Raw genomic sequence first — 24,393 nt, 5'->3', positions numbered from 1 at the left:
GGCGGGCGGGTCAGAACCGCTGACAGACCTCACGCAGCGCCGAAAGACGTACGCGCGCGGCCTCCCGCGCGGCCGGGAGATCGGCGTGCGAGCCGACCGGTTCGACCACCTCCAGATAGCACTTGAGCTTCGGCTCGGTGCCCGAAGGACGGACCACCACGCGGGACGAACCGCCCTCGAAGATCAGTGCGTCGGTGCGCATCCGGCCCCGTGCCTGGAGTTGATCGGTGTATTTCACCGGCTCGCCCGCGATCTGGTCCGGCGGGTCGGCCCGCAGCCGATCGACCACCGCCGCTGCGTCGGCGGCCGAGGCGAGTCGCAGCGACACCTGGTCGCCCGCGTGCAGGCCGAATTCCACCGCGTAGTCGTCGAGTTCGTCGTCCAGGTCGCGGCCCGCCGCCTTCAGCCGGGCCACCAGATCGGCGACGAGCACGGCGGCGGAGATACCGTCCTTGTCCCGCACCGCCGCCGGGTCGACGCAATGGCCGATCGCCTCCTCGTAGGCGTAGACCAAGCCGTCGCCCGCGCGGGCCAGCCACTTGAATCCCGTGAGCGTTTCCGCGTAGCGGCCGCCGCGCGCGGGAGCGAGCTTCGACAGCAGCCGCGAGGACACGATGGTCGTCGCCACCAGTGCGCCGGCCGCGGCGGTGCGCAGCACGCAGTCGCCCAGCAGCACGCCGGTCTCGTCGCCGCGCAGCATCCGCCAGGTGCCGTCGCGCCGCGGCACGCCCACCGCGCACCGATCCGCGTCCGGGTCCAGCGCGATCGCCACGTCGGCGCCGACCCGGGCGGCTGTCGCGAGCAGCAGGTCGGCCGCACCGGGTTCCTCCGGGTTCGGGAACGCGACGGTGGGGAAGTCGGGGTCCGGCTCGAACTGTTCGGCGACCACATGGACGTCGGGGAAACCCGCCGCGCCGAGGGCTTCGACCGCGAGATCGCCGCCGACGCCGTGCAACGGGGTGAGTGCGATCCGAATCCCGGCGCGCTCGCCCGATCCGCCGATCCGGGTGGGCAATTCGGCGACGCGGCGCACATAGCGCCGCACCACGTCGTCGTCGGCGGGGGTGACCGGCGTACGGTCGATCGGCTCGGCTACCGCCTCGATGCAGCGCTCGATCTCGGCGTCGGCCGGGGCGATCAGCTGCGACCCGCCGTCGAGGTAGACCTTGTAGCCGTTGTCGGAGGCCGGATTGTGCGAGGCGGTGATCTGTACGCCCGCGACGGCGCCCAGCGCGCGCACCGCGTACGCGACCACCGGGGTGGGCAGCGGACGCGGCAGCAGCGTCACCGGAAAGCCCGCCGCCGCAAAGATTTCCGCGGTCGCCGCGGCGAACTCGGCGGAACCGTGCCTGGCGTCGCGGCCGACCACCACCGCACCGCCACCGAGGCAGCGGTCGCGCAGCCACGCGACGATTCCTGCGGTCGCCCTGCTCACCGTGGTGACGTTCATGCCGTCCGGGCCGTCGCGCAGCGGCCCGCGCAGACCTGCCGTGCCGAAGCGCAGCATCTACACCCGTTCCAGCACGCCGCGCAGCAGTTTGCCCAGACGCGGAGCCGCGGCGTGCCCTTCGGCGAGCACCTCGGCATGGGACAGATGCGCGCCGGTGACCCCGGCGGCCAGGTTGGTGACCAAGGAAATGCCGAGCAGCCGTGCACCGAGGGCGCGGCAGGCGATGGCTTCCAGCACCGTGGACATGCCCACCAGGTCCGCGCCGATCGTGCGCAGCATCCGGATCTCGGCCGGGGTCTCGTACTGCGGCCCGGTGAGGCCCGCGTAGACGCCCTCGGTCAGGCTCGGGTCGATCTCCCTGGCCACCGCCCGCAACTCGGGGTCCCAGGCGTCGACCAGGTCGACGAAGGTCGCGCCTGCCAGCGGCGTGCGACCGGTCAGGTTGAGATGATCGCTGATCAGCACCGGCTCGCCCACCCGCAGGCCGGATCGGATGCCGCCCGCGGCGTTGGTCAGCACCACGATCTCCGCGCCCGCCGCTACGGCGGCCGACACCGGATGCACCACGTCGGCGGGCTGATAGCCCTCGTACAGATGCTGGCGACCCATCAGCAGCAGCACGGCGTTGTCGTCCACCTGGACGGAATGGATCACGCCGACATGGCCCTGCGCGGTCGGCGTCCCGAACCCGGGCAGTTCCGGCATCGGCACCGACGCCCGCGGCGCCCCGATCTCCGCGGCCGCGTCCTGCCAGCCGGACCCCAGCACCACCGCGACCCGGTGGCGTGCCACTCCCGTACGTTCGGCGATCGCCTCGGCGGCCTGTTCGGCAAGCATGATCGTCACGATAGCTGTGTTTGATTTCCAGCGCCTGCGGCGCTGGGTGTTCGCGGCCCCTTTGTGGCTCGCGTTTGCGCGGCCGCCGCTTGCTCCTTCGTCGCCTACGCGGCGGCCGCGCAAACGCGAGCCGGGCCGCGAACGACGCATGCTCGGTCTCGCTTCGCTCGAAACCTGGGGTCGGGGTGATGGGTTGCGTCGGGTGGTTGGGGCGCGATTCCGGGTTGGGTGGAGGCGTGTCGCTTCGTTGCCCCTCTGCCGGTTCGGCTGGGGGCCGGATCGGGGGACGGGGGTGGGGTGTGAGCAACTGCTACCCGCGAGTAGGTAGGTCTGCCGTGGCCCGTTACTCTGCACCGCATGCCGTATCTCGAACGCCAAGGTGAAGTGTTCGTCGTGTACCTCGGCGCCGAGGGAACCACGGACAGCGAGAACCGTTTCCACCCGGACTGGATCGATGAATTCCACGGGCTGCTGGACGAGGTCGAGAGTTCCGAGGGGCCCGCCGCGCTGGTGACCACCGCGACGGGGAAGTTCTACAGCAACGGCTTGGACACCGATTGGCTGTTCCCCAATCTGGACAAGATGCACGGCTACCTCGACCGTGTGCACTCGCTCTACACCCGTCTGCTCGCCTTCCCGCTGCCGACCGTGGCGGCGATCAACGGCCATGCCTTCGGCGCGGGCGCCATGCTGGCCACCTCGCACGATTTCCGGGTGATGCGCGCCGATCGCGGCTTCTACTGCCTGCCCGAGGTGCACCTGGGCATGCCGTTCACCATCGGGATGAACGCCTTGCTCACCGAGCGGCTGACCAACCAGGTCTGCGTGCAGGCGATGACCACCGGCCACCGTTACCCGGCCGACGAGGCGATCGCCGCGGGCATCGTGGACGGCAAGGCCGAAGCCGCCGAGTTGCTCGCGACCGCCGTGCAGCGGGCAGCCGCGCTGGCGAGCAACCGCAAGCCGAACCTGCCGGTGATCAAGCGCGCCCTGCACGCGAAGGCGCTGGCCGGCCTCGCGGTGCCCACGACTCCGGAGAACCTGGCGTTCGGCGCGAACTGACCGGCCGTCCAGGCGCGGCGTGGAGGTCTCTCGAACGGCGTGCCAATGGCCGCTGCGGTCGCCCCTGACGCGCCCAGCGCACTCCAACCCCCGGTTTCGAGCGAAGCGAGACCGAGCTGCGAACCCGCCGCGCCGAAGGAGCGGCAAAACAAACACAGTGCGAGACTGTGTTGCATGCCATCACCGCGCAGCGGGCGCCCGGAATCGCAGCACGACGGCAACGCTGTGCGCGAGGTCGGCGCGGCCGCTCGCAGTGACGCCGCGATCCGCGCCGCGTCCGCCGACCTGATCGGGCTCTCGCACGCGATTCACGCCGAGCCCGAGCTGGCGTTCGAGGAGACCCGCAGCGCGGCCAAGACCATCGCACCGCTCGCCGAGCGCGGCTTCGAGGTGCAGACCGGCGTCGCCGGACTGCCCACGGCCTTCCGCGCGCGCTACGGCAGCGGGCCGCTGACCGTCGGCATCTGCGCCGAGTACGACGCGTTGCCCGAGATCGGGCACGCCTGCGGGCACAACGTCATCGCCGCCTCGGCGGTGGGCGCGGCGCTCGGACTCGCCGAGGTCGCCGACGCGCTCGATCTCACCGTGCTGGTGTTCGGCACGCCCGCCGAGGAGAGCGGCGGCGGCAAGGTGCTGATGCTGGAACAAGGGGTGTTCGACGACGTCGCGATGGCGATGATGGTGCACCCGGGTCCGCTCGACATCGTCGGCGCCCGCTCGCTGGCGCTGGCCGACGTGTCGGTGGTCTTCCACGGGCGCGAGGCGCACGCCAGCGCGGCCCCCGAACAGGGCCGCAACGCGGGCGACGCGGTGACCGTCGCACAGGTTGCCCTCGGCTTGCTACGGCAGCATCTCCTGCCGGGCCAGCAACTGCACGGTATAGTCGGCGACGGTGGCGTAGCTCCCAACATCGTGCCCGGACGTGCGGAACTGCTGTATTACCTACGCGCAGTCGACTCCGCATCCCTCGACGATCTGATGCGACGAGCGTCGGCTTGTTTCGAGGCGGGCGCCCTCGCGACCGGCTGCACCCACGAAATCCGGACGCTCGCGCCGACGTATACCGAGCTGACCCCGGATCCGGAGCTACTGCTCGTCTACCGCGAGCAGATCACCGGATCGGGACGCGTGCCGCTCGCTCCGGAGTTCGAGGCGCAGCGGCCGCTGGGCAGCACCGATATGGGGAACGTCACCAACGTCATTCCGGGCATTCACCCGGTCATCGGAATCGATGCCGGTGGTGCGGTGACACATCAGCCAGGCTTCGCCGCGGCCAGCGTCAACGCCTCGGCGGATCGCGCGGTCATCGATGGTGCACTGGCGCTCGCGCGTACCGCTATCGCCGTCGCCCGCGATGACATCCATAGAGACAGGTTGTTGCAACGGCTAGTTCAACGACAGGAGGACATTCGGTGAGCACAACCGGCCGTTCGGCGGCACCGGCGACGGGCCCGGCAGAGGGCGTCCGTGTGATCACGCAGGACCCGGGGAACTCCGCGGCGCCGGAGACCGTGGGATCCGGGCGGGCAGCGGTGGAGTCGTGGCTGGCCGGTCACACGGTCGATCTCGTCGGGTGGCGCAGGCACATCCACGCCAATCCGGAACTGTCGCGTACCGAGTTCGGCACCACCGAGTTCGTCTCGGCCTGGCTGACCAAGGCGGGGCTCACGTCGCAGCCGCTTCCCGGCGGCACCGGCCTGATCTGTGATATCGGCCCCGACGGGCCGCGGATCGGCCTGCGCGCCGATATGGACGCGCTGCCGCTGCAGGAGTTCACCGGACTGCCCTTCGCCTCCACCGTGCCGGGCGTATCGCACGCGTGCGGTCACGACGCGCACACCACCATCCTGCTCGGCACGGCGCTGGCGCTGGCCGAGGTGCCGCATCTGCCGGTCGGCGTTCGGCTGGTCTTCCAGCCCGCCGAGGAGGTCATGCCCGGTGGGGCGATCGACGTGGTCGCCGCGGGCGCCATGACGGGCGTGGAGCGGATCTTCGCGCTGCACTGCGACCCGCGCCTCGAGGTGGGCCGGGTCGGCATCCGCGTCGGCGCGATCACTTCCGCCGCCGACACCATCGAACTGGTGCTCGACTCGCCGGGCGGCCACACGTCGCGTCCGCACCTGACCAGCGACCTGGTCTACGCGATCGGCTCGGTCATCACCGGCCTGCCCGGCCTGCTCAGCCGCCGCATCGACCCGCGCACCAGCACCGTGATGGTGTGGGGCGCGGTGAGCGCGGGGAAGGCGCCGAACGCCATCCCGCAAACCGGCATGCTCACCGGCACCATCCGCACCGGCGACCACGCGACCTGGTCGCTGCTGGAGCCGATGGTGCGGGAGATCGTCGACGGCCTGCTCGCCCCGACCGGCGTGCGCTACCAGCTGAACTACCGGCGCGGCGTGCCGCCGGTGGTCAACGACGAGCACTCCACCCGCATGTTCGAAGACGCGATTCGGGCGCTCGGGCCCGACGCGCTCTCGGACACCCCGCAATCCGGCGGCGGCGAGGACTTCTCCTGGTATCTGGAGGAGGTGCCGGGCGCGATGGCGCGCCTCGGCGTTTGGTCCGGCGAGGGCGAGCAGCTGGATCTGCACCAGCCGACCTTCGATATCGATGAGCGCGCGCTCGCGGTCGGCGTCCGGGTGCTGAGCAATCTCGTGCTCGGCACACGCTGAGTTCTTTGTCACACCGGCGACGGCGTGGCCGAACCCTCGGGTCGGCCACGCCGTCGCCGCCTGCGCGGGCGCCCGGGTCAGCCGAAGTTGCCCGGGCCGACGTTGCGGCTGTTGCGGGTGCGTAGGGCGTGCACGTAATCCTCTGGCGCGCCTGCCTTTTCGGCCGCGTCGGCGATCACTCCGAGGTAGCGGGCCGAGGGTAGCCCGCCCTCGTAGGCGTCCAGCACGTAGAGCCAGGCCAGCGTGGGCTCACCCCCGCCGTCGGCGTTTCGGGTGACGCGCAAACGGATCTTCTTGTGGATACCGAAGTCCGATCCCTCCCAGCGGTCCAGCCGCTGCTCGTCCTCGGGGGATACGTCGTAGAGCACGACGAACACCCGGGAACCTGGGTCCTCGACGACCGTCGCGAGAGGCCCTTCCCAGCCGATGTCGTCACCGGCAAAGGTGAGCCGCCAGCCCTCCAACCAGCCCGTCCCGGACATGGGGGAGTGCGGACAGCGATCGAGCATCTGCGTCGAGTCCATGTTGGACCCATAGGCGGCATAGATCGGCACCAGCAAAGGGTAGCCAATAACCGGGAGAGACCGCGTTCGATTGCCGCACCTGCGGCGCGGCGCGCGACCGGGAAGGGTTGCGCACCGGTAACGCGGTCGGTAGTGCGAGGTGGTTCCCGGATAACGTTTACCCCGTGCCGGAGATCCCGGCGCGAAGCACGAGCGGAGGTATCAATGACCCGCATCGCGATCATCGGTGGCGGACCGGCCGGCTATGAGGCGGCCCTGGTGGCGGCCCAGCACGGGGCGTCGGTGACGCTGATCGATTCCGACGGCATCGGTGGGGCGTGCGTGCTGTGGGACTGCGTGCCCTCCAAGACCTTCATCGCCTCGACCGGCGTCCGCACCGACCTGCGCCGGGCGCGTGATCTCGGGATCACCCTCGACCCGAACCAGGCGCAGGTGCAGCTGCCCGAGGTGAACGCCCGCGTCAAGGCGCTCGCGCTGGCCCAGTCCTCCGATATCCGCTCCAAGCTGCAGACTGTCGGGGTGACCGTGCTGGCCGGGCGCGGCGAGCTGATCGATCGCGGCAGCGGGCCTGCCGCGCACCGGGTGCTGGCCAAGCTGGCCGACGGCGCGCAGCGGACCATCGAGGCGGAGGTGGTGCTGATCGCCACCGGCGCGCGCCCGCGGGTGCTGCCCGGCGCGGAGCCCGACGGTGAGCGCATCCTCAACTGGCGTCAGCTCTACGACCTGGTGGAGCTGCCGGAGACCCTGGTGGTCGTCGGTTCCGGTGTGACGGGCGCGGAGTTCGTCTCCGCCTATACCGAAATGGGCGTGCGGGTGAAGCTGGTCTCCAGCCGCGATCGCGTGCTGCCCGGCGAGGACGCCGACGCGGCGCTGGTGCTGGAGGACGCGCTGGCCGAGCGCGGCGTCGAACTGGTCAAGCACGCGCGCGCCGACGCCGTGGAGCGCACCGCCGAAGGCATCGTGGTCAAGTTGTCCGACGGGCGCACGGTTTCCGGCTCGCACGCGCTGATGACCGTGGGCTCCACGCCCAACACCGCCGGTCTCGGGCTGGAGCGGGTCGGCATCGAACTCGATCGCGGCGGCTACCTGCGGGTGGACCGTGTTTCGCGCACCTCGGTGCCCGGCGTCTACGCCGCGGGAGACTGCACCGGCCTGCTGCCGCTGGCCTCGGTGGCCGCGATGCAGGGCCGCATCGCGATGTACCACGCGCTCGGCGAGGGCGTCAGCCCGATCCGGCTGAAGACCGTCGCCTCCGCGGTGTTCACCCGGCCGGAGATCGCGACCGTCGGCGTCAGCCAGACCGCGATCGACAACGGTGAGGTTCCCGCGCGCACGGTGATGCTGCCGCTGAACACGAACCCGCGCGCCAAGATGTCCGGGCTGCGGCGCGGTTTCGTCAAGATCTTCTGCCGCCCGGCGACCGGCGTGGTGATCGGCGGCGTCGTCGTGGCGCCGATCGCGTCGGAGCTGATCCTGCCGATCGCCCTTGCGGTGCAGAACAATCTGACGGTCAACGACCTGGCCCAGACGTTTTCGGTGTACCCGTCGCTCACCGGTTCGGTCACCGAGGCGGCACGATTGCTGATGCGCCACGACGACTTGGACTGACCTCGGTTTGGCGCGTTCGGTGCCGTGTCCGGTCTCGGACATCGTGCCCTGCGAACTCGGGGCGGTCACGGGACGCGGGCGGTCTTGCCACCCTTGGCTATTCGCCGCGTTGCCCATCGTGCGCACATGTGGTTCACTCTCGGCAGAGATGCGATCGGAGGCGGTCGCGGGGTTCGGTGTGGGGGGATGGCCCTTTCCAAATCGGCACGAGCGAACGGCCCGGGTCGTTCGACGATCAGGCGTCTCACCCAGGGGACAACTGAATGCGGCCTGCCGGGCCGCACCCGGGAAGGGAATGCGGAAAGTGAAACATCGTAAGCCGAGTCGGGCGCAGCGAGCGATGGCGAGCACCTCGTTGCCACTGGCCACAGCGGCTGCCGTGGCCACGCTCTTCGCTGCGCCGGCGGGGGCGGCTCCCAACGATCAGCCGACCACTCCGCCGACGCCCGCTCCGGCGCAGCCGGGCGTGAACGAGTCGCCGAGCACCCCGGAGACCACGCAGCCGGAGCCGAACAAGCCGGAGTCCAAGCAGGATCCGCAGAAGCCGGAGAGCAAGCCGACGCCGCGTCAGCCCGGCGTCACCACTCCGGAACCGGACGCGGACCCGGATCATGCCATGCCGGACCAGAAGGATCCGCGGCTGTCCAAGCCGACCCAGCCGGGCGTGACCCCGCCGCGTGTCGCGCCGCTGCCGGTCCCCGGACAGCAGAAGCCGAGCGACCCGCAGGCCGCGGTCACGCCGGATCAGGCCGCGCCGCAGCCCGGACCGCAGGCGGCTCCGCAGCCCGGCCAGCAGGCCGCCCCGCAGCAGGGCACCGAGAGCGACAATGCCGAGGCGCGGCAGCCGGAGAGTTCGACACTGGTGCAGCCACAGGCGCAGCCGCGTTGGCAGGCGCCGCGTCTGGAGGCTGCCCCGGCCGCCCCGGTCGTGGAGATGACCGGCCCGCACGCGGAGATCGGCGCGAACGTCGACGGCGGCACCCTGCTGCCGGGCCACGTGGCCAACACCCACCACTTCAGCAACGAGGCGGGTTACGTCGGCACCATCGGCTATCGCACGCCGACCGGTGCCGGTGAGGCGGGCGTCTCGGTGGAGTTCGTCGACAAGAACACCGTCAAGCTCACCACCTACACCGGTGGCGAGGGCCTGGCCTCGAACAACACCACCGCGGTGTTCGACACCACCCAGCTGAACCAGGCCAAGGCCGCGGTGGAGGACTGGATCCGGGAGCAGCCGGGCGGCGCGGCCGCCCTGGAAGCCGCCGCACAGGTTAAGCTTCCGCTTCAGCCGGGCGACTTCGCTCCGCAAACCGCCGAAGTGGGTGGTGTCACCACCCAGTGGGGTGGTTCACTCCAGTACTGACACGAGCTGATTCCGACGGGTGGGGCGGTCGTTCGCGACCGCCCCACACGTGTGTCACGGGAAAGGATTGGGTGTGACCTCCGAGGGTGATGCGAGGAATGAATCCGACCAGTCCGGGTCGGAGTTCGGTCCCCCAGTGGGGGAGTTCGGGCCGCCGATCTCCGAATTCGGGCCGCCTGTCGCGGAATTCGGTCCGCCGATGGGCGCGGACACCGGCCCGGGCTGGCAGGTGCCGCAGCAGTCGACCGACCACCCCGAACTCACCTGGCGCCCGGCGGGTGAGCCGGAGGCGATGTCCGCACCGCCCCCGCAGTATCGCGCACCGGATTCGACGGTCTACTCCGAACGGCCGTCCGTACCGCCCGCGCCCGTCCAGCCCGAGCCGCCTGCCGCGGAGGCCGTGCGCCCGCAGTCCCCGGACGGCAAGCAGGACTCCTGGTGGAACCGGCCGACGCTGGAAGGCGGCGTTCCGAAGCCTCCGCCGCCCTCCGAGTCGAGCCTGTCCTGGGCCGAGGACCCGATCGCCATGCGGCTTGCGCTGGGCGTTCCCGAGACGCCCTCGCCCGCGCGGCGCAACTCCTCGCGGCGCAAGGTCGTGCTGGGGACGCTCGCGGCCGTGGTGGTGCTGGTCGCGCTGACGGTGACCATCCTGGTGTCCAGCGGCAGCGAGGACGGTCAGGACGGTACGGCTGCTTCGGCCACCACCGGCGCCGTGGCGATGAGCTGCCCGACCCGCACCGAGGGCAATGTCACCTTCGGCAACGGGGCGGGGGATACGAGCAGTGGGATCAAGGCGATTCTCGGCTTCGAGCATGCGTACTATTCCGAGCGCAGCGCTACCCGCGCGCACACGTTCGTGGCCCCTGGCGCGAACGTCGAGCCGCCTGCGGACCTTCAGAAGACCATTGACCAGCACATCCCGCAGGGCACGGCCTATTGCCTGCGGATCGCGGAGATGGCCCCCGATCGCTTCAACGTCGAGATCACCGAGCGCCGTCCCGATGGCACCGAGGCCAGGTACTTCCCGGTGATCACGACCGTGAACCTGGACGGACGGACCCTCATCTACCTGATCGACTGAGTTCATTTCTCAGAATGTGAGATTCATATTTCAGATTCTGATATGAATGTGCGACAGTGCCTTATGGCGCATTTCTCGGAGGTGTCCCTGTCGCCGATCACTCCACCGCTGGCCCGGCGTCTCGACGGCCTGACGAGTTCGGCGATTCGCGATCTGCTGAAGGTGGCCGCCCGCGACGACGTCATCAGCCTGGCGGGCGGCCTGCCCGATGAGCAGTTGATGCCGCGGGACCGGATCGCGCAGGCGGCCGAGGCGGCGCTGGCCGACCGCGCGCGACTGCAGTACACCGAATCGGCGGGCTGGGGCCCGCTGCGTGAGGTGCTCGCGGAGCGCGAGACGGTGCGGCTGGGGCGGCCGGTGCCGCTCGAGGAGGTGTTCGTCACCCACGGTTCGCAGCAGGCGCTGTCGCTGCTCGCCGAGGTGCTGCTGGATCCGGGCGCGCTGGTCGTGGTCGAGGATCCGGCCTACGTCGGCGCGCTGCAGGTGTTCCGCGCTGCCGGAGCGCGCATTGTGACGGTCGCGCTCGACGCCGAGGGCATGCGGGTCGACGAGCTGGCCGACCTGCTCGGCAGTGGCGAGCGGCCCGCACTGGTGCACACGGTGAGCAATTTCCACAATCCGCGCGGTGTCACCATGAGCGAACCGCGTCGACGTGAACTCGCCGCACTCGCCGACCGGTACGGATTCTGGGTGATCGAAGACGATCCCTACGGCGAGCTGTGGTTCGATCGGCCGTCGCCGGAGCCGATCGCGACGTATTCGCCCAACGTGATCCGGCTGTCGAGTGTGTCCAAGACGCTGGCCCCGACCTTGCGGGTGGGCTGGATGACCGCGCCGAACGCTGTGTGCAGGGGCGTGGAGTTGCTGAAGCAGGGCGCGGACCTGTGCGGTTCGGCCCTGACGCAGCAGATCGCCGCCGATCTGCTCGCCGACGCCGACTGGCTGGGGGCGCAGGTGGAGGGGATCCGGCGCGTCTACGGCGCGCGAGCGCGGGTCCTGGTGGACGAGCTGCGAGCGCGCTTCGGTGACCGGCTGGTGAGCACCGAGGCAGCGGGTGGCATGTTCGTGTGGGTCGACTTCACCGATGGGACCGACACGGTGGACTTGTTGCCCCACGCCATCGATCTCGGCGTCGCCTACGTCCCCGGCGATGCGTTCGCGGTGGCCGGCGGCCACCGCAATTCGATGCGCCTGTGCTTCACCACCTCCGAGGCGGCGACGCTTCGGGAGGCGGTCGCGCGCTTGGCGCGTGCGATAGGTGAATAGCTTCGGACACAGAGACTTTCGGTTGCCTGCGCGTGGGTTCGCCCGATAGGGTTGCGGACATCCAATAGGAGGGGAGTAATTCGATGATCGTGAAATTTCTTGCGAGCGCTGTGATTGCCGTCGGCATGATTTCGCTGGTGCCGGGTGTCGCTTCGGCACACCACTGCCAGCCGGTGACGACGTGGTGCCATCCGAGCTAGTCGAGTCGTCGGCCGGGAACTGAATCACGCCTACCTCGATCGGGCCGGTTCGATATCGAACCGGCCCGATCTTTGTCTCCGGATCTACGGCGAGAACGGGTGCACGGCGGCAACCGCGCCGGGCGACGTCATCGTTGGACGCGCGCGGTTTTCGCCGTCGGATCCGGCGTGATCAGTCCACCCAGCCGTAGGTGCGCTCGACCGCCTTGTTCCATGCGGCGAAGTGCGCGTCCCGGTCCACCTCCGGCATGGTGGGGTGCCAGGTCTTGTCCGCGGTCCAGTTGTCGCGAATGTCGTCGGTGCCCGACCAGTAGCCGACGGCGAGCCCGGCCGCGTACGCGGCACCGAGCGCGGTGGTTTCGTTGACCACCGGCCGTACCACGGGTACGTCGAGGATGTCGGATTGGAATTGCATGAGCAGGTCATTGCCGACCATGCCGCCGTCCACCTTCAGCGTGGTCAGTTCCAGGCCGAGTCGCTGGGACTCGGCGTCCGCGCGCATCGCGTCGACCACCTCGCGGGTCTGGAACGCGGTGGATTCCAGTACCGCCCGCGCCAGGTGCGCTTTGGTGACGAAACGGGTGAGCCCGGCGATCACGCCGCGCGCGTCGGGACGCCAGCGGGGCGCGAACAGCCCGGAGAAGGCGGGCACGATGTACGCGCCGCCGTTGTCGTCCACGCTGCGGGCGAGCGGCTCGATCTCGTCGGCGGCGGAGATGATGCCGAGGTTGTCCCGGAACCACTGCACCAGCGAGCCGGTGACCGCGATGGAGCCCTCCAAGGCGTACACCGCGTCCGCGTCGCCGAGGCGGTAGCAGACCGTGGTGAGCAGGCCGTGCTTGCTGAACACCGGTGTGGTGCCGGTGTTCAGCAACATGAAATTGCCGGTGCCGTAGGTGTTCTTGGCCTCGCCGGGCGACAGGCAGGCCTGGCCGAAGGTGGCGGCCTGCTGGTCGCCGAGAATGCCCGCGACCGGCACCCCGCCCAGCGGGCCGGAACTGATCGGCGCGTAGACCTCCGAGGAACTGTGCACCTGCGGCAGCATCGACTCGGGGACGCCGAACTCGCGGCAGATCTCCGAATCCCATTGCAAGGAACGCAGATCCAGCAACATCGTGCGGGACGCATTGGTCACGTCGGTGATGTGCCGCCCGGTCAGGTTCCACAGCACCCAGCTGTCGACGGTGCCGAAACACAGCTCACCCGCCTCCGCGCGCTCCCGCACGCCCGGCACGTTGTCCAGGATCCAGCGCAGCTTCGGCCCGGCGAAGTAGGTGGACAGCGGGAGACCGGTGCGATCCTGGTAGCGGGCCGGTCCCGCATCGCCGCCCAGCTCGGCGCACAGCCGGTCGGTGCGGGTGTCCTGCCAGACGATCGCGTTGTGCACCGGCCGTCCGGTCTCGCGGTCCCACACCACCGTGGTCTCGCGCTGATTGGTGACGCCAACCGCGGCGATGTCACCGGCACTGAGCCCACTGCGCTCCAAGACCGCACCGAGGACGAATTCGGTATTGCGCCAGATGGTTTCGGCATCGTGCTCGACCCACCCCGGCTGCGGGAAGATCTGCTCGTGCTCCCGCTGGGCCACGCCGACGACACGCCCCTGCCGGTCGAAGACGATGCACCGACTCGAGGTCGTGCCCTGATCGATGGCGGCCACATAGCGACGCATCCGTGCAGTGTATTTGGCCGCGACTTCGTCGCGGCGTGTTCGCGGCCCCTTTGTGGCTCGCGTCCGAGCGACCGCCGCTTGCTCCTTCGTCGCCGACGCGGCGGCCGCTCGGACGCGAGCCGGGCCGCGAACGGCGCATGCTCGGTCTCGCTTCGCTCGGAACCCGGGGTTGGGGTGCGCCGGGCGCGTTGGCATTCGCGCTCCGGATGAAGCGCACGCTGTTCGGGTGGCTGATCGTCAGGTCGACCGGTACTGGTCAACCGCCTGTGCGGCAGCCGCTGAGGTGTGTGCCGACCTTGTCCGTTGACCAGGCTGTGCGCGCTGGATGCTTGCGGCCGTATTGGGACTCGCGTCGGAGTGGCGGCTGCTTTCCTTCGGCGCCGACGTGGCCAGCCCAACTGTGCGTGTTCGGTCTCTTCGGCTTCGCTCCGGTGGTTCGGAAGGCGGAGGGTGATCGTGAGGCTCGATGCGTGGCCGGGGCGGGTCTCGGTTCGCTGCGATGGTCGATGCGGTGTGCGGTGTTCCTTGCCTCACTGGGGCGTGGATGCAGGTTCGTGAGTCGGTAGGGTGGGGCTTATTACTGGTGAGTAGGTCGGGGCGACACGGATTCGGGTGCGGCGGTCGATTCGCGGCGATTCGCCTAGCCTGGACCTGAAGGCTCGATCGGACACATCCGCGTCGGCTGGAGGAGTCGAGCATGGCCAAGAAACCGGATTCGCAGTTCCTCGGCCCGGAGCAGCGCAGTGCGGCGTGGGAGCGCTTCGGCAAGGATCATTTCGATGTCGTCGTCGTCGGCGGTGGTGTGGTCGGGGCGGGTATCGCGCTGGACGCGGCGACCAGGGGCTTGCAGGTCGCGTTGGTCGAGGCCCGCGATCTCGGGTCCGGCACGTCCAGCCGGTCGTCGAAGATGTTCCACGGCGGGCTGCGTTATCTGGAACAGCTGGAGTTCGGATTGGTGCGCGAGGCGCTGCGGGAACGCGAGCTCACGCTGTCCACCCTGGCGCCGCACCTGGTGAAGCCGCTGCGGTTTCTGTACCCGCTGACCCACCGTGTCTGGGAGCGTCCGTACGTGGCCGCGGGCCTGGTCCTCTACGACACCATGGGCGGCTCCAAATCCGTACCGGGTCAACAGCATCTGACGCGAGCGGGCGCTCTGCGGCTGGCGCCGGGGTTGCGGCGCGACTCGCTGATCGGCGGTGTCGCCTACTACGACACGGTGGTGGACGACGCGCGCCACACCATGATGGTGGCGCGTACGGCCGCCCACTACGGCGCGGTGATCCGCACGTCCACCCAGGTCGTCGGGTTCCTGCGGGAGGCGGACCGGGTGGTCGGCGTGAAGGTGCGCGACACCGAGGACGGGCGTACCGGTGAGGTCCGTGGACATGTGGTGATCAACGCGACCGGCGTATGGACCGACGAAGTCCAAGCCCTGTCGCATCAGCGGGGCCGGTTCCACGTGCGCGCTTCCAAAGGCGTGCACATCGTTGTGCCCAGGGACCGGATCGTCAGCGACACCGCGATCATCCTGCGCACCGCGACCTCGGTGCTGTTCGTCATCCCGTGGGGCGCGCACTGGATCGTCGGCACCACCGACACCGAGTGGAACCTCGACCTGGCGCATCCCGCCGCGACCAAGGCCGACATCGATTACCTGCTGGGACGGGTGAACGAGGTGCTGGTCACACCGCTCACGCCCGACGACATCGACGGCGTGTACGCGGGTCTGCGCCCGCTGCTGGCGGGTGAGAGCGACGAGACGTCCAAGCTCTCGCGTGAGCACGCCGTCGCCCGGGTGTCCCCCGGCCTGGTCGGTATCGCGGGAGGCAAGTACACCACGTATCGCGTGATGGCCTACGACGCGGTGGACGAGGTGGCGGAAGACATTCCGGCCCGGGTCTCGCCCTCGGTCACGGCGAAGGTGCCGCTGCTCGGCGCCGACGGCTATTTCGCGCTGGTCAACCAGACGGTTCAGCTGGCCGAGACCTTCGGCGTGCATCCCTACCGGATCAAGCACCTGCTGGATCGGTACGGTTCGCTCATCGAGGAGGTCATGGCCTTCGCTGAGGACAAACCCGAACTCCTGCAACCGATTACGGACGCACCGTCCTATCTGCAGGTGGAGGCGGTCTACGCGGTGGCTGCCGAGGGCGCCCTGCACCTGGACGACGTCCTGGCCCGGCGGACCAGGATCTCGATCGAGTACGCGCATCGCGGGGCCAATTGCGCGGAGCAGGTGGCTCAGCTGATCGCACCCATCCTGGGCTGGGACGACGAGGAAATCGACCGGGAGGTCCGCACCTATCAGGCGCGGGTCGACGCGGAGGTCCACTCGCAGACCCAACCGGACGACGCCTCCGCCGACGCCCTGCGGATCGCGGCTCCGGAGCCGCGCCCGGAGATTCTGGAGCCGGTGCCATCGGAAGGGTGAGCCGACCGGCATACCCGGCGGGCGCAGGAAGCTGAGCCGGATGGCCGCATGCTGATCCATCGGTGCGGCACGATTGCTCCGCGCCCCCTGGTATCGGCGATGCGCGGGTGAAGGTCGGCACGATGCGGTCGCGGTGTCGCCAGTACCGGCGGCTCACCCCTGGCCTGACCGCAGTCATCGAGCCAGCCCTTGGCGGTTACTTGTGCAACACCGCCCGAGGCGGATCGGCTCGATCAGTCCTCGCCGTCGGGCGTTTCCATCCGCATAGCCCAGGCGACCAGTGAGCGCAGATAGCGCAGCGCCAGCTCGTCCGGGTACTCGATCGGGTCGGTCAGGTGCAGGCGGGCCAGTTCCTCCATGGCGGCCAACAGGATTCGCTCTGTCGGGCCGTTCGGATCCACGGTGACCCCGAGGTATCGGGACAGATGGCGCGCACCGATCGCACGGGCGTAGGCGCGGCCGAGCGCGAGCCGCTCGCGGAGCTCGGGCGGCCCGCCGTCGAACGGGCTGAGCATGATGCGCCAGCTGGTCGGCGCGGCGTGCAGGTAGGCGAGGACGCCCCGGCCGACCCGGTCCACGTCACCGTGGTCCCAGTCCACGCTGCGCACACCGGCGAACGCGATGGCCGACTCGCGATCCAGCAGCGCCGACGTCAGCCCGGACAGATCGGTGAATTGCTGGTACACCAGCGCACGGGTCACCCGCGCCTCGCGCGCGACCCGGTCGATGCTCACCGCGCCGAAGCCCTCGGTGGCGACGATGTCGCGCGCCACGTTCAACAGTTGGGTACGGCGGTCGGCGGCGGACATCCGGCGCTTCGGCCGCGCCCGAGGCGGATCCGGGTGTTCGGCGGTGCCGCGCTCGGACGTGGAGCTGTCCGTGGTCACGCCATCGAAGGTAGCTCGAGCAGCAGATCCACCGCCCGTGCCGCACTCTGCACAGCGCTCTCCATCGTCGCCGACCAGTCGGTGGCGGTCCAGTCGCCCGCGAGTACCACTGTGGGCACCGAGGTCCGCTGGCCCGGACGCAGCCCGTGGGTGCCGACGACCTGCGAGAAAGTGGCTTTCGGCATGCGCACGACCTGCGCCTGCACCACGTTCGCCGCTCGTGCCTCGGGATAATAGCGGCGCAGCAGCGCCATCTGCTCGGCGACGATCTCATCGCTGGACTTGTGGATCTGTTCGTACGCGCCACTGGTGGTCAGGCAGTACAGCCAGGCTTTCGCGGTGCTGCGCCCGGTCATCCGCTGGCGGTCGAAGACCTCATCGATGACGCCGGTGCCCCCGATCAGCGCCTCGAACTCGGCCGTGGTGCCCAGCGGGCGGTCGAGGTAGAGATTGGTGCTGACGATCGGCGTGTAGCCCAGTTTGTCGGCGGCCGCGTAGATCTCGGCATGCTCGGGCAGTTCATCGAGCAGGCCGCCGATGCTGGAGTTGGGCACCGCGCACACCACCGCGTCGGCCGGGATCGTGGTGCCGTCGGCCAAGGCGACGCCGGTGACCCGGCCCTCCGCGATATGAATGCGACGAGCCACGGCCCGATGACGCACCCGCACGCCGTGCTGATCGAAGATCCGCAGCGCCCCGGTGACATACAGGGTGTCCAGGTCGGTGGTCGGGTAACCGATGTCGACGGCCTGCCGGTGCCGCAGGCCGAGCCGGATGCCGGTGGCCAGCACGTCGGCGAACACCTTCGCCGATTCCCGCTGCACCGGCTCCGCCGCGATGCCGAGGGCCAGCCAATCCCACAGCGCCTCACGCGCTTTCGCGGGCATGCCGACCCGGTTGAACCATTGCTCGGTGGTGAGGTCGGGCAGGTCGGCGGGCTGGTGCAGGCACTGCCAGCCGAGCCGGAGCGTGGCGAGGGCCGCGCGCACGCGTTCCAGTGGGTTCGCGTCGGGATGCGCGCCGGACAACGTGCGCAGCGCGGCGATTCCTTTGGTGCGCATGGTGACGCTGCGGCCATCGGGCCAGCGCAGTGTGCCGCCGTGCGGGAAAGCGACGTACTGCCGCGTGCCGACACTGGTGAGATAGCGGAACAAGTGGTCGTAGCCACTGGCGATCACGTGCTGACCGTTGTCCGGCGTATCGTCCACCGCCTCGGCGCGCATGGCGTGGGCGCGGCCACCGAGCCGGCCTCTGCGCTCCAGCAGGGTGACCTGCTTGCCCGCCTCTGCCAGCCAGACCGCCGAGGCGAGCCCGGCCAGGCCGCCTCCGATCACCACGTATCGCCGTGGGTCGCCCATGGTGCCTCCCGTTATAACTGACAAGTTGTAAGTTAAGCTGGGCGGGAGTGACTCGTCAAGGGCGGAGCGGCTTTTGGCCTGATGCGGGTCAGTCAGCGGGGACCGGCTGGCACTGGGGGCAGAAGAAGATGCCGCGTTCTCGTTGCGCCACGCGGTCGTAATCGGGTGCGGTATCACCGAGCAGGTCGGCGGCGAACGGCGTGCCGCAGCGCGGGCACGGACGGTGGGTGCGGCCGTAGGCCAGCGGCCGTGGCGGTGGTTTCGCGGCCGCTTCGGCCAGAATGCGGTGCGCCTCGTTCGCCAGTGCGAGCAGATCGGGGACGTCACCGACCTTGGTCGCGGGGTGGACGCGGCGCAGGAAGCACACCTCACTGCGGAAGACATTGCCTATCCCGGCGAGGTTGCGCTGGTCCAGCAGGGCAACGCCGATGGGCTGGTCGGGGTAGCGCTCCAATCGCCGGACGGCCTCCGCAGCATCCCAATTCGCCCCCAGCAGATCGGGTCCGAGATGGTCGACGACCCGGTGTTCGTCGCCCACCCGCACCACTTCGACGGTGCCGAGGGAGAACCCGACGGCCTCGACGTCCGCCGTGCTCAGGACGACCCGGGCGGTGACGCGGGGCTTGGTCCAGCGCTGTCCACAGTGGAACACGCGCCAGCTGCCCTCCATCTTCAGATGAGTGTGGACGCTCACGGTCGGTGTCCGGATGAACAAGTGCTTGCCGTAGCTGCCGACGCTCTCGACCACCTGTCCCCGCAGATCGACCGTCGCATAGCGAGGTACCCGGAAATCGCTGCGCGTCAGTTCTTTTCCCGCCAGCGCGGCGCGAAGCCGTGCGGCGGCCAGAAAGACGGTGTCGCCCTCAGGCATACGACGGCCCCGGCGCGCTCACGACCTCGTGATTTCGCGGCCTGCCGTTCGAACCCCGGTCTGGTTCGTGCCGGAGGCCAGCGAGGTGAGTACTCACGGGCGGCTCCGGAGACGGAGCCCGCGCGGGGTGGCGGAGAAGCCCGCTTCGGTGAGGAATACGGCGAAAGTGTTGCCGTGCACGGTGTCTCCGTTGACGCGGTCGATCACCAGCGAGTCCACCCGGCGGCGGCGGACCAGGTCGGCGAGCGCTGCTGCTGCGGCGCGGCGGGCCTCTGGGTCCTCGGTGAAGGTGAGCAGGGTCTTGCCGCCCCGCTCCAGGTAGAGGACGAGTTCACCGTCGACGAGCACCACCAGCGCCCCGGCTTTGCGACCGGGGCGATGCCCGCCCTCGACGTCGCTCTTCGGCCAGGCGAGCGCGGCGCCGTACGGGTTCGCGGGATCGCACGCGGCCAGCGCCAGCACGGTGCCGGTCGGCTGCCTGGACTCGGGACGGGCGCGTTCGGTATCGAAGGAACGCAAACGGTCCACCACGTCGGTGGTCGAGAACTGGGCGCCGCCGAGCGAGTCGACGAAATAACCCCGGCGGCAACGACCGCGATCATCGAACTCGGTGAGTACCCGGTACATCAGCGCGAATCCGCCGGGGACGCCCTCGTTCTGCACCGAGCCCCTGGTCAGGACCCCGTATCGCTCCAGGAGCAGATCGGCGGTGGCGTGTGCGCGCACCGTGTTGTCCGACACCCGCTCGGGCAGCAGCGACCATCGCCCGGCGACTGAGGGCGGACCGGAACGGGTGGGCATGCTCGGGCGGGGCAGGTAGGCACGGCCCCGTGGGGCGCGCCGGGGAGTGCGATGGGCCGTGGTGGTGCGGGTCGTGCCGGACAGCAGCGCCCGCACCGGTGCGAACGTGTCCCCGGCGACCATGCCCGCCCAGGCCAGTTCCCACAGTGCGGAGGCCACCGCGGCGTCATCGAGCAGGCCGGTGGCGTCCGAGAGTTGCCGGAAGAAGTAGGCCCCGCCGCTCTGTGGCACCGGGATCAGCCGTTCCGACGGGGTGCCGGAGATCGGATGCCCAACGGCGGCCGCTGATTCCGAGTCGACCGGTGATCGTCGGCCACGTCGGCCGCCATCCGGCCCAGACCCGTTGGGTGTGGCAGCACCGCCGGTGTGACCGGCTGCCTCGGCGGATCGCCGGTGCGCGCCGCGACCGTCGACCGCGCTGCCGGGCGGCGGATCCGGCTCGTCCAACGGCACCGGCACTCGATCCGGCACGGTCTGTTCGGGGTCGGGCGGCGTCCACGGCACGAAGGTCGCGCCCAGCGCGGTGAGCAGCCGAAGCTGCACGTCGGTGAGGTCGATCTCGTCCGGCGGCGCCAGTGTGAACGGCGCCTGCTCGGCCAGGTGCAGCGCGATCCAGCCGTCCTTGGCGGTGATGGCGCCGTGCCCGGACCAGATCACCTCGCCGGTCGCCATGAGTTCGTCGAGCATGGCGGGGGTGTAGTCCCGCACCCGCGCGGGCAGGACGAGCGATTCCCACGCGGAGGCCGGAATCGGCACGCCGGCAAGCTGTTCCACGACGGCCGCCACGCCGTCGACGCCGCGCAGCTCGCCGCTGCCGATGTGCTGCCAGGACGGCAGGAAGCATCCGAACGCGGCGGTCGAGACCGGCTCGACCTCGTGCCTGGCGGCGGCGAGCGACCGGCGCCGCAGCCGGCGCAGTACCTGCGCGTCACACCATTCCGACCCGGCTGCTCCCGGCGTGAATTCCCCCTCCACCACGCGCTTCTCGGCTACGAGCCGGTGCAGCGCGGTAGCGGCGACCGCGGTGCCGAGACCGAACCGGGCCGCTACGGCCTCGGTGCCGAACGGGCCGTGCGTGCGGGCGTAACGGCCGATCAGATCGCCGAGTGGGTCGGCCACCGGCTCGATGAACGCCGCGGGCGTGCCGATCGGCAGCGGGACTCCGAGTGCGTCACGCAGCCGGGCCGCGTCCTCCACCGCGACCCACCAGGTGCGGTTCGCGAAGGAAACGTGCAGTGCCCGCCGGGTGGCGACCAGGCTCTCGAACCAGGCGGTGGGGTCTTCGTCGCAGCGTTCGGCCGCCTCGGCGGCGGTGAGCGGGCCGAGCAGCCGCAGCAGATCCGCCAAACCCTCGGCGTCGCGCGCGTGCCGCTCCGGTGTGAGCCGTTGCAGTTCCCGCTCGGTCTGCTCGATGATCGCGGCGTCGAGCAGTTCGCGCAGCTCGACCCGGCCGAGCAACTCGGCCAGCAGCCCCGAGTCGAGCGATAGCGCGGCGGCGCGCCGCTCGGCCAGCGGACTGTCGCCGTCGTACATGAACTGCCCGATGTAGTCGAACAGCAGGGCGTTCGCGAAGGGTGACGGCGTCGCCGTCTCCACCTCGACCAGCCGTACCTGGCGCCGCCCCACCCGGCCGAGTAGCTCGCGCAGCGACGGCAGGTCGTAGACGTCGCGCAGGCATTCGCGCACCGTCTCCAGCAGAATCGGGAATTCGGGGAACTTGCGCGCCACGTCGAGCAGCTGGGCCGAGCGCTGCCGCTGCTGCCACAGCGGTGCGCGCTTGCCGGGATCGCGGCGGGGCAGCAGCAACGCCCGCGCGGCGCATTCGCGGAACCGGGAGGCGAACAGCGCCGAGCCGCCCACCTGCTCGGTGACGACGTCATCGATCTCGTCGGACTCGAAGACGAACAGTTCGGCGCCGGGTGGGTCGTCGGTGGTGTCGGGCAGGCGAACGACGATGCCGTCGTCGGAGGCGTTCGGCGCGGCGTCCACGCCGAACCGTTCGCGCAGCCGCGCTCCGACGGCCAGCGCCCATGGCGCGTGTACCGGGAGGCCGTAGGGCGAGTGCAGCACCAGCCGCCAGTCGCCGAGTTCGTCGCGGAACCGCTCCACCACGAGGGTGCGATCGGTGGGCAGATGCCCCGTCGCGGTGCGCTGTTCGTCCAGCAGTGTGAGCAAATTGGCGGTCGCGTTGTCGTCCAGGCCGGCGGAGCGCATGAGTCCCGCGACGCGCTCCGGGACCGGAATGTCGCGCGCTCCGCGCCCGACGGATGTCTCGGCCCCGTCCTGTCGCGGCTGTGTCTGCGCGCGTGACGTTTTCGACGGCGCACTCCCGTCGCGTCGAGACGTCTTCCTGCTCGCCGGAGCGGCCGCTTCGGCGGCCCGGTCCTGTGCGACCGTGCGCACGAACTCGCCCAGTGCCGCGCCGAGCTCGGCCGGTCGCCCGAGCCCGTCGCCGTGCCAGAACGGCAACCGGCCCGGCTGTCCGAACGCGGGCGTCACCAGCACGCGGTCGAAGGTGATCTCCTCGATCCGCCAGCTCGTCGCCCCGAGCGCGAACACGTCGCCGACTCGCGACTCGTAGACCATCTCCTCGTCGAGTTCACCCACCCGGGACGCCTTCTCGCCCACCATGTACACCGCGAACATGCCGCGATCGGGGATCGCGCCGCCCGAGGTGACGGCAAGGCGTTGCGCGCCGGGCCGCCCCGTGAGCGTCCCCGCGTCGCGGTCCCAGACCAGCCGGGGACGCAACTCGGCGAACTCGTCGGACGGATAGCGCCCGGACAGCAGATCCAGCACCGACTCGTAGGCCGAACGCGGCAGCGCCGCGTAACTCCCGGTGCCGCGCACCACCTCGAACCACTCGTCGACGTCGACCGGGTCCAGCGCGCACGCGGCGACGGTTTGCTGCGCGAGGATGTCCAGCGGGTGCGCCGGGATCTGGATCGCCTCGATCTGTCCCGCTGTCATCCGCTGCGAGGCCACCGCGCAGTGGATGACGTCGGTGCGATGCTTCGGGAAGATCACCCCGCGCGAGATCTCGCCGACCTGGTGCCCGGCCCGCCCGATCCGCTGCAATCCGCTGGCCACCGAGGGCGGTGCCTCCACCTGCACCACCAGGTCGACGGCGCCCATGTCGATGCCGAGTTCCAGGCTGCTGGTCGCGACGACGCAGCGCAGCCGTCCGCTCTTGAGATCGTCTTCGATCAGCGCGCGCTGCTCCTTGCTGACCGAACCGTGGTGCGCTCGCGCCAGCAGGGGCCCGGCGCCGTGGATCACCTCGGTGGACGCGCCGAGCTGGGCGGGCGGCTTGTGCTCGACCTCCACCGGTTCGCCGAGCCGCGCGGCGTAGGCCTCGTTCAGCCGTGCGGTGAGACGCTCGGCCAGCCTGCGGGAATTCGCGAACACGATCGAGGACCGGTGCTCGAGCACCAGTTCCACGATCGCCTCGTCCACATGCGGCCAGATCGAGCCCGGCTGATCGGACTCGCCCGGCTCGGTCATGTCCGCCACCGGCACCCGCACCGAAAGGTCGAACGTCTTCGGTGCGGGCGGCGCGACCAGGGTGATCGGCGCGTTGCCGACCAGGAATCGCCCGACCTCCTCCGGTGGCCGGACGGTGGCCGACAGCCCGATGCGCTGGACGGGCCGTTCGGTGAGCAGGTCGAGCCGGGCCAGCGACAGCGCCAGGTGCGAACCGCGCTTGGAACCGGCGATCGCGTGCACCTCGTCCACGATCACCGTGCGCACGTTCCGCAGCGTCTCCCTGGCCGCCGAGGTGAGCATGAGGAACAGCGACTCGGGCGTGGTGATCAAGATGTCCGGCGGGGTGCGCAGCATGGACCGCCGATCGGACGCGCTGGTGTCGCCGGAACGGACGCCCACGGTGATGTCCGGCGGCTCCAGCCCCAGGCGCTTGGCGGTTTGCGTGACGCCGACCAGCGGCGCCCGCAGATTGCGTTCCACGTCCACCGCGAGCGCCTTCAGCGGGGACACGTACAGCACGGAGGTACCGGCCTGTTCGGGCCGCTGCTCCCGGGCGGCCAGCTGGTCTATCGCCCAGAGGAACGCCGAGAGCGTCTTCCCGGACCCGGTCGGCGCGACGACGAGCGTGTGCTCGCCCGCCGCGATCGCCCGCCACGCTCCGAGTTGAGCGGAGGTCGGCGCGGGGAACGCGCCGTCGAACCACTCCTGGGTGGCGCGGGAGAACTGGGCCATGGATTCAGTGTGCACCGGCCCACCGACAAGCACGCCCGTACCGTTTCGCGAGCGAAGCCGGAGCAATCGAACGACAGCCGCCGATGCCG

At 70.2% G+C, this 24,393-nt stretch carries 16 protein-coding genes and 1 pseudogene; 8 read left to right on the top strand and 9 right to left on the bottom strand.

Annotated features, from left to right (window positions below):
* Positions 1-10 precede the first annotated feature (10 nt).
* Together LTT66_RS06675 and LTT66_RS06670 are read right to left on the bottom strand one after the other, a co-directional pair.
* Positions 11-1,507: a phospho-sugar mutase gene (locus tag LTT66_RS06675; RefSeq protein ID WP_233065226.1), complete on the bottom strand. Its 1,497-nt coding sequence runs from the start codon at positions 1,505-1,507 to the stop codon at positions 11-13.
* Positions 1,508-2,287 (bottom strand): purine-nucleoside phosphorylase, encoded by a 780-nt coding sequence (locus tag LTT66_RS06670; protein WP_195067314.1) that lies wholly within the window; start codon positions 2,285-2,287, stop codon positions 1,508-1,510.
* Between the two features lie 357 nt (positions 2,288-2,644).
* Between LTT66_RS06670 and LTT66_RS06665 the strand changes: the two genes are divergently transcribed.
* The 3 genes from LTT66_RS06665 to LTT66_RS06655 all read left to right on the top strand — a co-directional run bounded on the left by LTT66_RS06665 (position 2,645) and on the right by LTT66_RS06655 (position 6,024).
* Positions 2,645-3,349 (top strand): enoyl-CoA hydratase-related protein, encoded by a 705-nt coding sequence (locus LTT66_RS06665; protein WP_233065224.1) that lies wholly within the window; start codon positions 2,645-2,647, stop codon positions 3,347-3,349.
* 174 nt (positions 3,350-3,523) lie between these two features.
* Positions 3,524-4,765, top strand: a complete 1,242-nt coding sequence (locus LTT66_RS06660; RefSeq protein ID WP_233065222.1) for a M20 family metallopeptidase — start codon at positions 3,524-3,526, stop codon at positions 4,763-4,765.
* A 116-nt stretch (positions 4,766-4,881) separates the two neighbouring features.
* Entirely contained in the window at positions 4,882-6,024 is a 1,143-nt protein-coding gene (locus LTT66_RS06655; RefSeq protein ID WP_408638825.1) for a M20 family metallopeptidase, read from the top strand.
* A gap of 77 nt (positions 6,025-6,101) precedes the next feature.
* Here the strand turns inward: LTT66_RS06655 and LTT66_RS06650 are convergent, their stop codons facing one another.
* Positions 6,102-6,578 carry a gamma-glutamylcyclotransferase gene (locus tag LTT66_RS06650; protein ID WP_043688019.1) on the bottom strand — a complete coding sequence of 159 codons (477 nt, stop codon included), beginning with the start codon at positions 6,576-6,578 and terminating at the stop codon, positions 6,102-6,104.
* Positions 6,579-6,752: 174 nt separating this feature from the next.
* On the opposite strand from LTT66_RS06650, the gene LTT66_RS06645 reads away from it, so the two are divergent.
* The 4 genes from LTT66_RS06645 to LTT66_RS06630 all read left to right on the top strand — a co-directional run bounded on the left by LTT66_RS06645 (position 6,753) and on the right by LTT66_RS06630 (position 11,866).
* On the top strand, positions 6,753-8,156 hold the full coding sequence (locus LTT66_RS06645) for an NAD(P)H-quinone dehydrogenase (RefSeq protein ID WP_233065220.1): 1,404 nt from the start codon (positions 6,753-6,755) through the stop codon (positions 8,154-8,156).
* 340 nt (positions 8,157-8,496) lie between these two features.
* Positions 8,497-9,519, top strand: a complete 1,023-nt coding sequence (locus LTT66_RS06640) for a hypothetical protein (protein WP_233065218.1) — start codon at positions 8,497-8,499, stop codon at positions 9,517-9,519.
* Between the two features lie 73 nt (positions 9,520-9,592).
* Positions 9,593-10,600 (top strand): hypothetical protein, encoded by a 1,008-nt coding sequence (locus LTT66_RS06635; protein WP_233065216.1) that lies wholly within the window; start codon positions 9,593-9,595, stop codon positions 10,598-10,600.
* Positions 10,601-10,663: 63 nt separating this feature from the next.
* Entirely contained in the window at positions 10,664-11,866 is a 1,203-nt protein-coding gene (locus tag LTT66_RS06630; RefSeq protein WP_233065214.1) for an aminotransferase-like domain-containing protein, read from the top strand.
* Positions 11,867-12,238: 372 nt separating this feature from the next.
* On the opposite strand, the gene glpK is transcribed toward LTT66_RS06630, so the two are convergent.
* The gene (gene glpK, locus LTT66_RS06625; protein WP_233065212.1) at positions 12,239-13,738 is read right to left on the bottom strand and encodes a glycerol kinase GlpK; all 1,500 of its coding nucleotides are present in this window, start codon (positions 13,736-13,738) and stop codon (positions 12,239-12,241) included.
* Between the two features lie 697 nt (positions 13,739-14,435).
* Here glpK and LTT66_RS06620 point away from each other — a divergent pair.
* Positions 14,436-16,169 carry a glycerol-3-phosphate dehydrogenase/oxidase gene (locus LTT66_RS06620; protein WP_233065209.1) on the top strand — a complete coding sequence of 578 codons (1,734 nt, stop codon included), beginning with the start codon at positions 14,436-14,438 and terminating at the stop codon, positions 16,167-16,169.
* Between the two features lie 233 nt (positions 16,170-16,402).
* On the opposite strand, the gene LTT66_RS06615 is transcribed toward LTT66_RS06620, so the two are convergent.
* From LTT66_RS06615 to LTT66_RS06600, 5 genes and pseudogenes are all read right to left on the bottom strand, one after another.
* Positions 16,403-16,978 carry a TetR/AcrR family transcriptional regulator gene (locus tag LTT66_RS06615; RefSeq protein ID WP_233069037.1) on the bottom strand — a complete coding sequence of 192 codons (576 nt, stop codon included), beginning with the start codon at positions 16,976-16,978 and terminating at the stop codon, positions 16,403-16,405.
* 74 nt (positions 16,979-17,052) lie between these two features.
* A complete protein-coding gene (gene hpnE / locus LTT66_RS06610; protein WP_233065206.1) occupies positions 17,053-18,414 on the bottom strand; it encodes a hydroxysqualene dehydroxylase HpnE in 1,362 nt (453 codons plus the stop codon).
* Positions 18,415-18,502: 88 nt separating this feature from the next.
* Positions 18,503-19,285 carry a DNA-formamidopyrimidine glycosylase family protein gene (locus LTT66_RS06605; protein WP_233065203.1) on the bottom strand — a complete coding sequence of 261 codons (783 nt, stop codon included), beginning with the start codon at positions 19,283-19,285 and terminating at the stop codon, positions 18,503-18,505.
* A gap of 93 nt (positions 19,286-19,378) precedes the next feature.
* Positions 19,379-20,086, bottom strand: coding sequence for an Lhr family helicase (locus LTT66_RS37575; protein WP_456299739.1), 708 nt, complete (start codon positions 20,084-20,086; stop codon positions 19,379-19,381).
* A gap of 51 nt (positions 20,087-20,137) precedes the next feature.
* Positions 20,138-24,304, bottom strand: a pseudogene (locus LTT66_RS06600) (ATP-dependent helicase); the annotation flags it as partial.
* Positions 24,305-24,393 lie beyond the last annotated feature (89 nt).

The sequence above is a fragment of the Nocardia gipuzkoensis genome, assembly GCF_021183645.1.
Taxonomy (GTDB): Bacteria; Actinomycetota; Actinomycetes; order Mycobacteriales; family Mycobacteriaceae; genus Nocardia; species Nocardia abscessus.
This window is presented reverse-complemented; position numbering and strand designations above follow the sequence as displayed.